This window comes from Streptomyces sp. NPDC001852, assembly GCF_042891825.1.
Taxonomy (GTDB): domain Bacteria; phylum Actinomycetota; class Actinomycetes; order Streptomycetales; family Streptomycetaceae; genus Streptomyces.
The window spans coordinates 96,039-111,373 of the sequence record NZ_JBIATN010000004.1 but is presented as its reverse complement, the minus strand read 5'-3'; the positions used below and the strand labels follow the sequence as shown (position 1 = coordinate 111,373).

Annotated in this window: 14 protein-coding genes; 7 read left to right on the top strand and 7 right to left on the bottom strand. The window is 72.7% G+C overall.

What is annotated here, in order from left to right; all coding sequences use genetic code 11:
* Positions 1-35 precede the first annotated feature (35 nt).
* From ACFYZB_RS08435 to ACFYZB_RS08415, 5 genes are all read right to left on the bottom strand, one after another.
* Positions 36-1,271, bottom strand: coding sequence for an MFS transporter (locus ACFYZB_RS08435; protein WP_388755874.1), 1,236 nt, complete (start codon positions 1,269-1,271; stop codon positions 36-38).
* Between the two features lie 23 nt (positions 1,272-1,294).
* A complete protein-coding gene (locus ACFYZB_RS08430; protein ID WP_388755870.1) occupies positions 1,295-2,695 on the bottom strand; it encodes a CitMHS family transporter in 1,401 nt (466 codons plus the stop codon).
* A gap of 126 nt (positions 2,696-2,821) precedes the next feature.
* Positions 2,822-5,053 carry a molybdopterin oxidoreductase family protein gene (locus ACFYZB_RS08425; protein ID WP_388755868.1) on the bottom strand — a complete coding sequence of 744 codons (2,232 nt, stop codon included), beginning with the start codon at positions 5,051-5,053 and terminating at the stop codon, positions 2,822-2,824.
* Between the two features lie 640 nt (positions 5,054-5,693).
* Complete coding sequence (locus tag ACFYZB_RS08420; RefSeq protein WP_388755866.1) at positions 5,694-6,311, bottom strand: TetR family transcriptional regulator; 618 nt, start codon at positions 6,309-6,311, stop codon at positions 5,694-5,696.
* Between the two features lie 85 nt (positions 6,312-6,396).
* On the bottom strand, positions 6,397-6,930 hold the full coding sequence (locus tag ACFYZB_RS08415; RefSeq protein WP_388755863.1) for a hypothetical protein: 534 nt from the start codon (positions 6,928-6,930) through the stop codon (positions 6,397-6,399).
* 212 nt (positions 6,931-7,142) lie between these two features.
* On the opposite strand from ACFYZB_RS08415, the gene hmgA reads away from it, so the two are divergent.
* Genes hmgA through ACFYZB_RS08400 form a run of 3 tightly spaced genes read left to right on the top strand, consistent with a single transcriptional unit; the run spans position 7,143 to position 10,428 of the window.
* On the top strand, positions 7,143-8,453 hold the full coding sequence (hmgA, locus tag ACFYZB_RS08410; protein ID WP_388755860.1) for a homogentisate 1,2-dioxygenase: 1,311 nt from the start codon (positions 7,143-7,145) through the stop codon (positions 8,451-8,453).
* A 45-nt stretch (positions 8,454-8,498) separates the two neighbouring features.
* Complete coding sequence (locus ACFYZB_RS08405; protein ID WP_388755857.1) at positions 8,499-9,248, top strand: GntR family transcriptional regulator; 750 nt, start codon at positions 8,499-8,501, stop codon at positions 9,246-9,248.
* A gap of 25 nt (positions 9,249-9,273) precedes the next feature.
* Entirely contained in the window at positions 9,274-10,428 is a 1,155-nt protein-coding gene (locus ACFYZB_RS08400; protein WP_351206772.1) for a type ISP restriction/modification enzyme, read from the top strand.
* 103 nt (positions 10,429-10,531) lie between these two features.
* Here the strand turns inward: ACFYZB_RS08400 and ACFYZB_RS08395 are convergent, their stop codons facing one another.
* Positions 10,532-11,059, bottom strand: coding sequence for a nucleotidyltransferase domain-containing protein (locus tag ACFYZB_RS08395; protein WP_388755853.1), 528 nt, complete (start codon positions 11,057-11,059; stop codon positions 10,532-10,534).
* Positions 11,056-11,778 carry a TetR/AcrR family transcriptional regulator C-terminal domain-containing protein gene (locus ACFYZB_RS08390; RefSeq protein ID WP_388755850.1) on the bottom strand — a complete coding sequence of 241 codons (723 nt, stop codon included), beginning with the start codon at positions 11,776-11,778 and terminating at the stop codon, positions 11,056-11,058. The genes ACFYZB_RS08395 and ACFYZB_RS08390 overlap by 4 nt, the downstream gene beginning before the upstream one ends.
* 63 nt (positions 11,779-11,841) lie before the next feature.
* On the opposite strand from ACFYZB_RS08390, the gene ACFYZB_RS08385 reads away from it, so the two are divergent.
* The 4 genes from ACFYZB_RS08385 (at position 11,842) to ACFYZB_RS08370 (ending at position 15,177) form a co-directional block, all read left to right on the top strand.
* On the top strand, positions 11,842-12,810 hold the full coding sequence (locus ACFYZB_RS08385; protein ID WP_388755848.1) for an ATP-binding cassette domain-containing protein: 969 nt from the start codon (positions 11,842-11,844) through the stop codon (positions 12,808-12,810).
* Entirely contained in the window at positions 12,807-13,589 is a 783-nt protein-coding gene (locus ACFYZB_RS08380) for an ABC transporter permease (RefSeq protein WP_388755846.1), read from the top strand. Before ACFYZB_RS08385 ends, ACFYZB_RS08380 begins: the two co-directional genes overlap by 4 nt.
* A gap of 43 nt (positions 13,590-13,632) precedes the next feature.
* Positions 13,633-14,841, top strand: coding sequence for a CaiB/BaiF CoA transferase family protein (locus ACFYZB_RS08375; protein WP_388755844.1), 1,209 nt, complete (start codon positions 13,633-13,635; stop codon positions 14,839-14,841).
* Positions 14,842-15,042: 201 nt separating this feature from the next.
* Positions 15,043-15,177: a hypothetical protein gene (locus ACFYZB_RS08370; protein ID WP_351206784.1), complete on the top strand. Its 135-nt coding sequence runs from the start codon at positions 15,043-15,045 to the stop codon at positions 15,175-15,177.
* Positions 15,178-15,335: the final 158 nt, after the last annotated feature.

The following is a 15,335-nucleotide window of genomic DNA, read 5'->3' as shown; positions in this document are numbered from 1 at the left end:
CGCCTCGACACGCGGCACCGACGCACGACGCGCCGTCAGAGATCGCTCGTGCGGCGCAATCCCGAGCGCCCCGCCCGCTCCCCCGCCACCCGTCCGGCCCCCTCGGGCCGCCCCGGCGAGCGCATTCCCACCGCCGACGACAGCAGCAGCAACGCCCCCAGCATCACGAACGGCGCAGCGACCCCCGCCAGGCCGGCGACCAGGCCCGCCGCGGCCGGCGCGGCGACCTGGCCCAGCCGGTTGCCGGTCAGGCGCAGTGCGAGCGCCGTGGAGCGGGCCTCCTCCGGCGCCGCCTGCACCACCGTCGTCATCGACAGCGGCTGGCCCACGCCCAGGCAGAAACCCAGCACCGTGAGCATGAGACCGAGCGCCCACACCGGCACCGGCAGCGCGACTCCCGCGCACAGCAGCGCCGCCAGGAAGCAGGTCAGCGCGAGCAGCGCGGGACGACCGAGCAGCCGGAGCAGCGGGGTGAGGACCAGGCGGCAGGCGATCGTGGCGCCCGCGCGGAGGCTCAGCAGGACGCCGATGACCGAGGGGGCGATGGCCCGGTGTTCGCCGACCACCGGGAGGTAGGCGGTGAGGACGTCGGTGGCGGACAGGACGGACAGGCTGATGAGCATGCCCGCGGGCACCCCACGGGCGCCGAGGATGCGGCCCACCGGCACCCGGTCGCCCTGCGAGGCAGGGGAGTTGACGGCCGTACGGTCCTCGATGCGCCACAGCGAGGTGAAGGCGGCCGCCGCGCCGGCGCCCGCCACCACGAGGGCGAGCGCGCTGCTGCGGGCCATGTCGGGGCCGCCGATCAGGGCGCCCGCGGCGACGGGGCCGACGAGCTGGCCGAGCGAGGCGCCGATGGTGAAGTGCCCGAAGTTGCGGTCCTGTTCGTGCGGCGCGGACTGGCGGGCGACGAGTGACTGGGCGCCGATGACGAAGCAGAGGTGACCGAGGCCCATCACCCCGCTCCACAGGGCCATCGTCCAGAGGGAGCCGGCCAGTCCGCTCAGCGCACAGCCGCCGGAGATCAGGACCACGCCCGCCGGGAGCAGGGGCGCGCAGCGGCCGTGGTCGGTGCGCCGGCCGAGCGGCACCGCGGCGAAGAGCGGGAGCAGGGCGTAGACGCCGGCGATGACGCCGACGGCGCGTTCGTCGGCACCCAGCGCGAGCGCCCGGTAGGAGACGGCGGGCCGGGCCATCGACACAGCCCCCTGCGCGAAGCCGAAGGCGAGGACGAGGCGGAGCAGCCAGCCGCGGTTCCCGCCGGGCGCCATGGATCGATCCCTCCCTGGAGATGTCAGATGATGCCGAAGAGGATCCCTGCCCCGAGCACCACCAGGGATGTCAGGGCGGCCCACTTGACCACGAACCGGGTGTGGTCGCCGAACTCCACCCTGGCCGTGCCGACCAGGACGTAGACGGCGGGGACGAGCGGGCTGGACATGTGCAGGGGCTGGCCGACGATCGAGGCGCGGGCGATCTCGAGGGAGGAGACGCCGTGCGCGTGACCCGCCTCGGCGAGCACCGGCAGGATGCCGAAGTAGAAGCCGTCGTTGGACATGAAGTACGTCAGCGGGATGCTCAGCACGCCGGTGACCAGGGCCATGTGCGGGCCCATGCCGTCGGGGACGTTGTGCACCAGCCACTTCGCCATCTGGTCCACCATGCCGGTGCCCTGCAGGACGCCGGTGAAGACGGCGGCGGCGAAGACCATGCCGGAGACGTTCAGGACGTTCTCGGCGTGGGCGGCGATCCGGGCCCTCTGGTCCGGCATGTGCGGGAAGTTGACGGTCAGCACGAGCGCCGCGCCGAGCAGGAACAGCACCGGGATCGGCAGCCACTCCATGACCATGGCGGTGAGCAGGGCGATGGTGAGCAGCGCGTTGAACCAGTACAGCCCGGGGCGCAGGGTGGGACGGCTCGGGTCGAGGCCCTGGAAGCCCTCGTCCCCGGGGCGGTCCGCGTCGGTGTCCGGGCCCGAACCTCCCCCGTGCGCCGGGGACTTGCCGGCGCAACCGGCGCCCACGAGCACGGTCTCCCTGGCCGTGGCGCCCTCCTCCACCAGCACCTCGTCCAGCGTGAGCACGCCGAGCCGCCTGCGTTCGCGTCGGCCGAGGACGTGGGCGAGGGAGAACACGAACAGCAGGCCGACGGCCAGCGCCGGGATCATCGGCACGAAGATGTCGCTCGCGTCGACCTTCAGCGCGGTGGCGGCACGGGCGGTCGGACCGCCCCACGGCAGCGTGTTCATCACGCCGTTGGCCATGGCGGCCACGCCGGTCATCACGACCAGGGACATCTTCAGGCGCTTGTACAGCGGGTACATGGCCGAGACGGTGATCATGAAGGTGGTGGAGCCGTCGCCGTCGAGGGAGACGATCGCCGCGAGGACCGCCGTGCCGAGGACGATGCGCAGCGGGTCGGCCTTGCAGAACCTGAGGATGCCCCGCACGACCGGGTCGAAGAGGCCGACGTCGATCATCACACCGAAGTAGACGATCGCGAACATGAGCATCGCCGCGGTGGGCGCGAGGCCGGTGACGCCGTCGATGACATAGTCGCCGAGCTCGGCGCCCTTGCCCACGAACACGCAGAACAGCGCGGGTATGAGCACGAGCGCCGCGATCGGCGACATCTTCTTCAGCATGATCAGGACCAGGAAGGTCGCGATCATGGCGAAGCCGAGGATGATCAGCATATGAGTGGATACCTAACGTTCGCCCTTGAACATCCCACCTGGGGGTCGGCGGTGCGATGACGTTAGGTCCCGTCGACTGGCGTTAACAAGATGTTGACGCGTGAGCAATAAGCGCGAAAGTCCAGGTCACAGGCTTGCGGTGAGCTGAACGGGGACTCCGTTCAGGACAGCGTTGCCGGAGAGCGGGTCGAGGAGGCTGCCGTCGAGGAGCTGGTTGACATTGACACCGGGGCTCTTCACGGCGTGGCCCATCCGGATTCCGGCGCGGTGGTGGCCCCAGCCGTGCGGCAGGCTCACGACGCCGGGGCGTACGGCGTCGGTGACCTCGGCCGGGGCCACCACCTCTCCCCCGGCGCCCTTCACCCGTACGTCCGTCCCGTCCCGGACGCCGAGCCGGGCCGCGTCCTCGGGGTGGATGTGCAGGGTGCAGCGGTTGGAGCCGCCGGTGAGGGCGGGCACGTTGTGCATCCAGCTGTTGTTGGAGCGAAGGTGGCGGCGGCCGACGAGGACGAGCCCCTCGGGCCGCTCGCGCAGCGCCTGACGCAGCCGGGGCAGGTCGGCGGCGATCGGCTCGGGCAGCAGCTCGACCTTGCCGCTCACGGTCTTCAGCGGCTGCGGCAGGCGCGGGCGCAGCGGGCCGAGGTCGATGCCGTGCGGGTGGGCCAGCAGCTTGGCGAGGGTCAGCCCGTCGGGCCGTACGCCGAAGCCGTCGCCGTACGGGCCGAGGCGGAGCATCATGTCCAGGCGCCGCTCGGGGCCGCTCTCGCCGGTGAGCTGCGCGGCGAGTTCCTTGGGATCACGGCCGTACACGGGCGAGTGCTCCTCCTGTACGGCCTTGCCGAGGGTCTGGTCGACGACCAGCGCGTCGACGGCGGCCGGGTCGGCGCCGTGCATGCCGGTGGCCGCGAGGATCAGCCGGGCGAGGATCTCGCTCTCGGCCATGCGGCCGGGCTCCAGCGGGACGGCGGGGCGGCTGTATCGGACCTGGTTGCGCACGGCGAGGGTGTTGAAGGCGAAGTCGTGGTGCGGGCTCTGGGAGGGCGGCGGCGGGGGCAGTACGACGTCGGCGTGGCGGGAGGTCTCGTTCAGGTACGGGTCGACGCTGACCATGAAGTCCAGGGAGTCCAGGGCCTTGTCGAGGCGGTCGCCGTCGGGGGCGGAGAGCACCGGGTTGGCGGCGACGACGATCAGCGCGCGGACCGGCTCGCCCTCGTCCGTCGCGGTGTCGATCTCCTCGGCGAGCGCGGAGAGCGGCAACTCGCCCTTGGCCTCGGGAAGTTGCCGCACCCGGGAGTGCCAGCGGCCGAGCGCGAAGCCGCGGCCGGGGCCCGCCGGGCGGGGCGTCCGGTCGGTGGCGGCCTGCGGGAAGAGGGCGCCGCCGGGCCGGTCCAGGTTGCCGGTGAGGACGTTGAGGACGTCCACCAGCCAGCTGGCCAGGGTGCCGTGCGGGACGGTGCAACTGCCGATGCGGGCGTAGACGGCGGCGGTGGGGGCGGCGGCGAGTTCGCGGGCGAGGGTGCGGATGGTCTGCGCGTCGATGTCACAGGCCTCCGCTACGGCGTCCGGGGTGAAGTCGCCTATCGCTTCCCGGAGTTCGTTGAGTCCCTGGACGTGGGGAGCGAGGTGGGCGAGGTCGACCAGGTCCTCCGCGAAGAGGGTGTGTGCCATCGCGGCGAGCAGCAGGGCGTCGGCGCCGGGGCGGATCGCCAGATGCCGGTCGGCGAGCTTCGCGGTGCGGGTGCGGCGCGGGTCCACCACGGTCAGGTGTCCGCCGCGGGCCCTGAGCGCCTTGAGCTTGCCGGGGAAGTCGGGGGCGGTGCACAGACTGCCGTTGGACTCCAGCGGGTTGGCCCCGATGAGCAGCAGGTGGTCGGTGTGGTCCAGATCCGGTACGGGGATGGCGTTCGCGTCGCCGAAGAGCAGCCCGCTGGAGACGTGCTTGGGCATCTGGTCGACCGTGGAGGCGGTGAACAGGCTGCGGGTGCGCAGGCCGGCGAGGAGGACCGGCGGGTAGAGGGCGCCGGCCACGGTGTGCACGTTGGGGTTGCCGAGGACCACACCGACGGAGTCCGGCCCGTACCCCTCCACGACCGGGCGCAGTCCGGCCGCGACCGCGTCGAAGGCCTCTTCCCAGGTGGCCTCGCGCAACTCGCCGTCGCGGCGGACGAGCGGGGTGCGCAGCCGGTCGGGGTCGGAGTCGACGGCCCCGAAGGAGGCGCCCTTGGGGCAGATGAACCCCTTGCTGAAGACGTCCTCGCGGTCACCGCGGGCGCCGGTGACACGGGTGCCCTCGATGGTGAGGGTCAGCCCGCAGGTGGCCTCGCACAGGGGGCAGATTCGCAGGGCGGTGCGGGACACGGGTCCTCCCGGTGGGTCGGCGACGGTGCCGGACGAGCACGGACGGCCACGCCAGGCTCGACGAGAGCATACCGACCGGTATGCACGGAGGGGAGCCCTGCTGGGTGTCCATTCGGCATCGCGCGATCGAGCTGCTCGCCCGCGCGCGGCGGGGGGCGGAGGGTACGGCCGGGGCTGAGGGCGCGGAAGGTACGGCGGGGGCGGGACCGAGGGCGCGTCTCGGGCGGCGCACGGCGCCACTCGGGCGGCGCACGGCGCGACTCGGGCGTGGGACAGGCGCAGGAGGGGGCGCGTCTCGGGCGTAGACGCAGGGCGCGTCTCGGGCGTAGACGCACCGCACGGCGTGGGCGTGGGCGTAGACGCACCGCACGGCGTGGGCGTAGGCGGAGGGTGCGGCGCGAAGGTGTCACGCGGGGCCACGCGCGCCGGGGTCCCGGAGCCTCGGCGGAGGGCTCAGCGCAGATGCGCCGCGCAGGCACACGCCCTGCAGAGGCGTCAGGCAGGCGCCCGCGACCATGCCGGGCCGGCGCGAACCACACCACGCGGTCGGGCCCCACGCACACCACCCCGAACCCGTCGCAGGTCAGACCGGCGCCCGCCATCCCATCCGGGGCCATGTAGGCACGCGGGGCCCGGTGGGTCAGTCGAGTACGCGGCCCAGGTATGCGCGCAGCAGCTCCCGGGTTTCGGTGATGATCGCCTCGTCGCCGGCCGGGTCGGTGCGGAACGCCAGTTGGACGAGGGTGTCCGCGCTCTCCACGGCGACCAGGAAGACCCGGCGCAGTTCGTCGTCGGGGGTGCGGCCGAGGTAGCCGGAGAGGAGGTCGGTGAGGCGGTCGGCGACGCGGGTATTGGGCTCGGCCTGCCGGACACCGACGGGTATCTGATTGCCGAAGTCGACCAGGGAGAAGCCGGGCGCGGTGCGCTTCATGGCCAGGTACTCGTCCAGGACGGCGTCCATCGCGGCCCGCCAGTCCCCCGTGCGCGCCTTCTTCAGCCGCTCGGTGACCCGCTCGGTGTACCGCTCCAGGTTGCGCTGCGCCAGGGCGTCGGCCATCTGCCGCTTGTTGCCGAAGAACCGGTAGACGGACCCGATGGGCACACCGGCGCGCAGGGCGACCGCGCGGGTGCTCAGGGCGTCGTAGCCGACCTCGTCGAGGAGTTCGGCGCAGGCGTCGAGGATCCTGGTCAGCCGTTCGGCACTGCGCCGCTGGACGGGCGCGCGGCGGAGCGATGTCGCGTGGGGCACGGACTTCATGATGCCTCTCCGCCGGGGCCGGGTGAACCTCGCCCTCCTGTACGGAGAAGAGTGGCCGGTGCACTCATTTCCCGGGCGACCGGGCTCACCGTGCGGTCGGGGACGCACCCGGCGCCGTCTCCGCATCGGACACCGTTATGTCGGCGGTGCTCTGCACCGGCTTGCCGTGCACGGCCCACACGGTGCCGTCGTCGGCGTACAGACGGGCGGTGACGTGGTGGGTGCCGTGCGGGACGAGACCGTCGGGCAGGTGGTACTCGTGGGAGCGCAGCCGGGTGATCCGGCGGCCGTCGACGAAGAGGTACACGAGCCCGCGTCCGGTGACCGCCGTGGACCCTGCACCGGGTGCGGAGCAGCGGAAGTGGCGGAACGTCAGCCGGACGTGCCAGCCGCCGGAGTCCGGGGTCACCTCGACACCGACCTCCGGCGCGTTCTTCCTGCCGACCTCGCGCAGATGCCGGCCGGTCTCGTCGGTGTCGTCCAGGACCTTGCCGACCGGCGAGGACGCGACCGTGCCCCCGCGGGCGTGCCCGGTCGAGCAGGCCGCCGCGCCGAGCGGCAGCAGGACGCCCGCCGCGAGCGCGGCGAGCGTCCTGCGGGTCCACGACGTCCTCGGCATGCCCGGAGACTAGAACAACCCTCCGGTCCCCCGAATCCGCCTGAAGTCTGGTTCTGCCCACCCCGCGGGGTCCTGCTGGCGGAGTACCCGTGGCCCTCTCTCCGGCGGAGTACCCCGGCCCTCTTGCGCCCGCCCCCGGCGATTCCTACGGTGATACATAGGAATTAGGGGAGCGCGATCAACAGCGCGATCAGGAGCGCAAGGGAGCGATCATGAGCGGGGACGCGCGGAAGACTGCCGCGGGACTGTCGTACCTGTCCGGATTCGGCAACGAACACGCCTCCGAGGCGGTGCCGGGCGCGCTGCCCGAGGGCCGCAACTCGCCGCAGCGTGCACCGCTCGGGCTGTACGCGGAGCAGCTGAGCGGTACGGCGTTCACCGAGCCGCGGGCGCACAACCGCCGCTCCTGGCTCTACCGCATCCGGCCCTCGGCCGCGCACCCGGCGTTCACCCGCACCGACAACGGTGCGCTCCGCACGGCCCCCTTCACCGAGACCGTTCCCGACCCCAACCGGCTGCGCTGGAACCCGCTGCCCGAGCCACCGGCCGGCACCGACTTCCTCGCCGGTCTGTGGACGCTCGGCGGCAACGGCGACGCCGGCCAGCGCACCGGCATGGCCGTGCACCTGTACCACGCGAACACCTCGATGGAGCGCGTCTTCTCCGACGCCGACGGCGAGTTGCTGATCGTGCCGGAGCACGGCGGACTGCTGCTGCACACGGAGTTCGGCCGACTCTCTGTGGATCCGGCACATGTGGCCCTGATTCCTCGTGGGGTGCGCTTCCGTGTGGAGTTGATGGATGACTCAGCGCGGGGTTATGTGTGCGAGAACTATGGGGCGCCCTTCCAGCTGCCCGACCTCGGTCCGATCGGCGCCAACGGCCTCGCCAACGCCCGGGACTTCCGGGCGCCGGTCGCCGCGTACGAGGAGGTGGAGGGGCCGGTGGAGGTGGTGAACAAGTTCTGCGGCAACCTCTGGACGGCCACCTACGACCACTCCCCGCTCGATGTGGTCGCCTGGCACGGCAACCATGTGCCGTACGTCTATGACCTTCGCCGTTTCAATGTGATCGGCACCATCTCCTACGACCACCCGGACCCGTCCATCTTCACGGTCCTGACCTCCCCCTCGGACACCCCGGGCCTGGCCGGCGTCGACTTCGTCGTCTTCGCGCCGCGCTGGCTGGTGGGCGAGGACACCTTCCGGCCGCCGTACTTCCACCGGAACGTGATGAGCGAGTACATGGGCCTCATCGAGGGCGCGTACGACGCCAAGGCGGAGGGCTTCGTGCCCGGGGGCGGCTCGCTGCACAACATGATGTCGGCGCACGGCCCGGACCGGGAGACCTTCGACCGGGCGAGCGCGGCCGAGCTCACGCCGCAGAAGATCGACGACGGACTGGCGTTCATGTTCGAGACCCGCTGGCCGGTGGCCCTCACCCCGCACGCGGCCGGCGCCGACCACCTCCAGCAGCGCTACGACGACGTGTGGCAGGGGCTCGAGCGCCATTTCCGCGCATGACGCCTCTGTTGCGCCTGACGTTCACCGACAGGTACGGATAACCGCGTGACCTCCTTCGCTCCGGATTCGATCGTCCTGAACCGCAAGCTGCCGCTGTGGTACCAGGTGTCACAGTCGCTGCGCGCCTCGATACTCGGCCGCTCCCCCGAGGACCCGCTGCGGCTGCCCACGGAGGAGCAGCTGGCGGAGCACTACGGCGTGAGCGTGCTGACCATGCGGCAGGCGCTGAAGGAACTGGAGGACGAGGGGCTGATCAGCCGCCACCGGCGGCGCGGCACGTTCATCGAGCCCGACGTCCGGCGGGGCGCGCCCGTCCGGCTGCTGGGCTCGGTGGACGCGATCGTGGCCCAGCAGTCCGGGATGACGACGGAGCTGCTGGACCACGGCATGACACCGGTGCCGGCCGGGGTGACCGAGTACTTCCCGGACCTCGCGGAGGTGATGACGTACCACCGCCTGCGCAGCGACGAGAAGACCGGCGAGCCGACCAATCACGCGGTCAACCACATCCGCCCCGAACTCGCCGCGCGCATCGACCTGGACGACCTCGTCCGCTGGCCCATGACCAAGGTCCTGCGCGATGTCGTCAAGGCGGACATCAGCCGCATCACGGACACCGTGGAGGCCAGGCTCGCCGACCCGGAGACCGCCCGGCTGCTCCAAGTCCCGCTGCTCAGCCCGATCCTGCACTACACGGGGGTGACGTATGACAGCGCGGGGCGGGTGCTGGACGTGGCGGTGATCCAGTACCGGGGGGACCGGTTCTCGTTCACGGTCACCCTGGAGGCGACCTGATACCGGGTCGCGGACAGGTCGTACCATGCCCTGCGTGACGTACGACGACGCTCCGCTGCTGGCGGACCTCATGCCGTGGTCCGTCGCACCGCTGCGGCCGGGCCGTGCCTGGCCGGCGGCACCCGACCCCGGCGTTCTGAAGGCCCGCTGGGAGGCCCTGCTGAAGGCCGAAGGGGCGGACCGGGAGGCCCTCTTCGAGCCGAGCCGCGCCCGCACCATCGGCTCCGCGGTGGGCCAACTCCCCGGCCAGTCCACCGGTACCGAGCGGCTGGCCCGCGCCGAGGGCCCCTGCGCCGAGCCGGTCCGCGTCCTGGCGGCGCCCTTCGACGAGCAGTGGCTGATCCCGGACCACCGGCTGATCGACACCGCGCGCCCGGAGCTGTGGCGGGTGGCGGACGTGCACCAGGTCTTCACCGTGGAGACGGGAGACGGGGACGACCCGATCCTGGCGACCTCGCTGCCGCCCACCCTCCGCACCGGCCGCATCCGCCCGCTCTACCGCCGCCCCGGCGGCAGCGAACCGAACCTCGCGCCGGGCCTGACGGCCCACCTCGCCGACCGCCTGGGCGCATGCCCCACCCCGGTCGACGTCCTCTCCTGGATCCTCGCGGCCACCGGCCCCGACCTGACCGTCCCGCTCACGGACGATCCCGGTCTCTGGTCGGCCGGCGTCGGACTGGGCCGCCGCATGCTGTGGTTGATGCGCCGCGACGGCGAACGGCCCAAGCTGCCGGGCGGCCGCCGCCCCTACGTCCGCGCACCCCTGCCGGCCCGGCCCGTCACCGTTCACTACGACCCGGACGAGGAGACGCTCCACCTCGACGAGGGCCGCGTCTCCCCCGTGCCGCCGGAGGCCTGGGACTACGAGGTGGCCGGAGTCCGGGTCCTGGAGTCCTGGTTCACCGTCCGCACGACCCCGGCCGAGCCGGGCACCCTGGCCGCGATCCGCCCGGCCACCTGGCCGCAGGCCTGGACCTCGGAACTGCTGGAAACGATCACGGTGCTGGCCCTGCTCGCGGAACTGCGGCCGCAGCGAGCCGAGTTGAAGGTGACCTCCCCGATCACGGCGGCCGACCTGCGCGCGGCCGGCGTCCTCCCGGTGCCGGAGGCCTCCCGCCGCCCCGCCTCGGTCCTGGACCACCACGAGGAGGGCCCGGAGGGGCAGTTCGCGCTGATCTAGGTGCTGTCGTCACCTTCCCGTCGTCCGCCCGGAGGGCGGGCGCCTAGGGCCTGTCTGACAATTCCCGTCTGCCACGCGAATTGTCAGACAGGCCCTAGCGGCGTCACGTGCGCCTCAGGGCGGCCTCCAGCCGTGCGACGTCCTCGATGTCCTTCGCCCGTCGGGGCCGCGCAGGGTCCCAGACGGGCATCATGCGCTTGATCTCGATCTGGGCGGGGGCGCTGACGATCGGCGCCTCGAGCCCTCCGATGCGGCCCGGCTCCGCGTCCAGCAGCCCGTCCGGCCAGGGGGTTCCGGCCCAGGGGCCGCCCGCGACGACCACGCGTCCCGCGGCGTCCCGCTCCACCAGGGTGAAGCTGCTGTCCAGCCCGTCCTTGACGAAGTCGAGCTGGAGGCCGGGCGGGGGCCCGGGGACCGGGGTGTGACCGAGCCGGACCAGCATCTCTGCGAGGTCCGCCGCGTCCTCGGCCCGGGCGAACCAGTCGATGTCCTCGTGTTCCCGGGTGACCTCACCGAGGAAGAAGTCCATGGCCCAGCCGCCGCGCAGCCAGATCGGGACGCCGTGCCGGCGAGCGGCCGTCAATGTCTGATCGATGAGCGTGAGCTGACGCTCGGCGCGCTGCCGGTTCAACGGTCGCCGCGGCGTGGGTCGAAACCGTCGAGCACCCGCACCAACGCCCGCTCGAAAACCGCCTCGAGGTCGATCGGCCCCGCATCCTCCGCGAACGCCGCCGCCATCCTCGGATACGCGCCGGAGGCGACCTGCCGCCCGAGATACGCGGCCCGGACCGCGTTCTCCTCGTCCTCCGACCACGGCAGCGCCCGCACCCGCTCCGCCGTGTCGAGCTCATTGCGGACGTACGTCGTCACCACGCCGTTCAGCATCGCGACGAGCTCCAGCTTGGTGCCGTACGACCCCTCCAGCGGGTCCAGACAGGCCAGGCAGTGCTCCAGATACCGCAGAGCGTGCGGGCTCACGCCGTACACCGGGGACATCAGCCGCGGAACCCAGGGGTGCCGGTGCATCAGCGACCGCGTCTCGCGGGCCACCCGGAGCATGTCGGCCCGCCAGTCCCCGCTCGGCTCCCACGGCACCTGCTCCGCACTGACCGCGTCCACCATGAGCTCGTACAGGTCCTCCTTGCGGGGGACGTAGTTGTACAGCGACATGGTGCCGCAGCCCAGCTCCGCAGCGACGTGCCGCATGGACACCGCGTCGAGCCCCCGCGCGTCGGCGATCCGCACGGCGGCCGCCGCGATGTCGTCGCGGGTGTACGCCGGCTTCGGCCCCCGGCCGGTGCGCTCGGGGCGCGCCCAGATCACCTCGGGAACGGCCCCTCGGACTGCCATCGGTCATCACCTCGGCCACCATCCTAGTTACGTACATCGTACGTAGTGCGATATGGTCGCGACATGACTACTACGTACGCTGTACTTAGCGAGGGCCTGGAGAAGCGCTTCGGCGCCGTACATGCCCTGCGCGGTCTCGACCTGGCCGTGGCCGAGGGATCGGTCTGCGGGCTGCTCGGGCCGAACGGAGCGGGCAAGACGACGGCCGTACGGCTGCTGACCACGCTGCTGCGACCGGATGCCGGCTCGGCGCGGGTCGCCGGACACGATCTCGTCCGGGACCCGGACGCGGTGCGCCGCCGCATCGCCGTGACCGGGCAGTACGCCTCGGTCGACGGCGACCTCACCGGCCGGGAGAACCTGCGCCTGTTCGCCCGGCTGCACCGGGTGCGCGGGCCGGCCGGGCGAGCGGACCAGCTGCTGGAGCGCTTCGGGCTGACCGAGGCCGCCGACCGCAGGGCCTCGACGTACTCCGGCGGCATGCGGCGCCGGCTGGACCTCGCCGCGAGTCTCGTCCGCCGCCCCGACGTGCTGTTCCTCGACGAGCCGACCACGGGACTCGACCCGGCCGGCCGGGCGCGCATCTGGCAGGCGGTGCGCGATCTGCGGGCGGACGGTACGACCGTGCTGCTGACCACCCAGTACCTGTGGGAGGCGGACCACCTCGCGGACGACATCGCCCTGGTGGACCGGGGCCGGGTCGCGCACACCGGCTCGCCCGCCGAGCTCAAGGCGCTCATCGGGTCCCGCGCGGAGGCCGTGGTCTCAAGCCCGGAGGCGCTCGCGGTGGCAGCGGGTGTGCTCGATCAACTCACTGGCAGCGAGCCCGTGTTCGACCGCGAACGCAACGCCGTCGGCGCCGTCAGCACCGACCCGACCCTCACCCTGCCGCGCCTGGTGCGCGCCCTCGACGCGGCGGGCGTGCCCTTGCTGGACGCGAGCCTGCGCCCGCCCGCCCTCGACGACGTCTTCCTGCGGCTGACCGGTGGGTCCGGCCAGGGATCCCCCGACAGCAAGGAGCTTGCGGCATGAGCGCGTTGGCGTACGACGGACTGGCGATGACCGGCCGGCAGCTGCGCCGGGTCCGCAACACTCCGGGGCTGGCGCTCCTCACCCAGATGATGCCGGTCAGCATGCTGCTCTTCTTCGGCTATGTGTTCGGCAGCGCGCTGACCATGCCCGGCCGCGAGTACCGGTCCTTCCTGGTGCCGGGGCTGCTGGTCGCGACCGCGGCGGGCGGGCTGATGACCGGCATGTTCCAGGCCGCCGCGGACACCCACCGGGGCGTGATGGACCGGTTCCGCGCGATGCCGGTGAGCCGGTCCGCCGTACCGCTGGGACAGGCGGTCGCGGACCTCGTCGTCACCGGCATCGGGACCGTGCCGCTGCTGCTGGTGGGGCTCGCGGTGGGCTGGCGCATCCAGGGGTCCGTGCTCGACGCGGCCGGTGCGGTGGGGCTGCTGCTGCTCTTCCGGTTCGCCTGCACCTGCGCCGGGATCTTCCTGGGGCTGCTCACCCGCAGCGAGGACGCGGCCGGGCAGCTCGGGGCCTCGTCCTTCGTGCTGCCGCTGCTGTCGAACGCCTACATCCCCACGGACCATCTGCCGGGCCGGCTGCGCACCCTCGCCGAGTGGAACCCGATCAGCGCGGTGACGACCGCCCTGCGGGACCTGTTCGGCAACGCCACGGTCCCGCCGGACTCCGCCTGGCCGGTGGCCCACCCGGTCACCGGGGCGCTCGCCTGGAGCCTGGTCCTGACCGCGGTGTTCCTGCCGCTCGCCGTGCGCCGGTACGCCCGCGGGGGCCGATGACGGGCTACTGACAAACCCGCCGGTCACAGGCCATGATCCGGTCATGGAACAGCGCTCGGATCAGCAGCCCCTGCCCCTCGCGGGCATCACCGTCGTCGCCGTCGAACAGGCCGTGTCCGCGCCCTTCGCGACCCGGCAGCTCGCCGACCTGGGAGCCAGGGTCATCAAGGTGGAGCGGGTCGACGGCGGCGACTTCGCGCGCGGCTACGACACGGCGGCCCGTGGTCTCGCCTCGCACTTCGTGTGGTGCAACCGCGGCAAGGAGTCCCTCGCGCTGGACCTGAAGGACCCGCGCGGCCTGGCGGTCGTGCGGCGGCTGATCGCGGACGCGGACGTGTTCGTGCAGAACCTCGCCCACGGGGCGGCGGCCCGCCTCGGCCTCGACGCGGCCACGCTGTGCGCGGCTCATCCACGGCTGATCGCGGTGGACATCTCCGGTTACGGCTCCTCGGGGCCGTACGCGGACAAGCGGGCGTACGACATGCTCGTGCAGTGCGAGGCGGGGCTGGTGTCGGTGACCGGGACGCCGGAGCAGCCGGTGAAGGCGGGCGTCCCGGCGGCGGACATCGCGGCGGCCATGTACGCGTTCTCGGGCGTCCTGGCGGCCCTCGTCCGGCGCGGGACGACCGGGCGGGGCGGGCCGGTGGAGGTGTCGATGCTGGAGGCGCTCGCCGAGTGGCTGGGGCATCCGCTGCACCATGCGATGCACGGGGGTGAGCCGCCGGCGCGCACCGGTCTCGCGCACGCCGTCATCGCGCCGTACGACGCCTATCCCACGGCGGACGGCGGACGGGTGCTGCTCTCCGTGCAGAACGACCGGGAGTGGCGGCGGCTGGCCGAACAGGTCATGGGCCGCCCGGAACTGGGAACGGACCCGGCATATGCGACGAACGCCTCACGGGTCGCGAACCGGGAGAAGACGGACGAGCTGGTGGCGCGGGCGCTCGGCGTGCTGGACGCCGAGGAGGCGCTGGCCCGGCTGGAGAAGGCCGGCATCGCCTGTGCGCGGCTGCGTGACCTGCACGAACTCGCTGCGCATCCACAGCTGGCCGCCCGGGAGCGGTGGCGTGAGGTGGGGTCGCCGGTCGGGCCGCTGAAGGCGCTGCTGCCTCCCATCACTCTGCCGGGCGGGGACGAGGCGCGGATGGGTGAGGTGCCCGCGCTCGGGCAGCACACCGGGGCGCTGCTGCGTGCCGCGGGGATGACGGACGACGAGATCGCAGCGATGCGCCGGGACGGTGTGGCGGCCTGAGCGCCGACGGCCCGGAGGGGCTCCGGGGGGCCGCCCGGCCGGGTCGGCGGCGGCTCGGTGGTGGCTCGACGGCGGCTCAGCGGCCCCTCAGTGGCCGCTCAAGGGGTGCTCAGTGGCCGCCGAACAGCGAGCGACGCAGCCGGCGCAGCGGTGCGAAGAGGGAGACGCGGCTGACCCGCCGGCCCCGGTCGCTGCGCTGCTGTGCGGTGTCACGCGCCGTCAGCTCGCGCATCAGCGAGGTCGCCTCGACCGTCTCCCGCTGCGGTATGGCGGGACCCGCCAGCACCGACAGATGGCGGTCGAGGCGCGAACTGGTCGCGCTGCTGCCGCAGGTGATCGCAGGGACCCTGGCCCTGCTGCGCACTGTTATCTGCTCCATGTCACTCCCCACCCGTACGAGTCCACCCGGCCCGGGCAGAGTAACCCTATCGCCCCAGGGGGGCACGCGTGTATCGCGTCCACAGGATTCACCTTCCCTGCAAGGCGGTTGACGA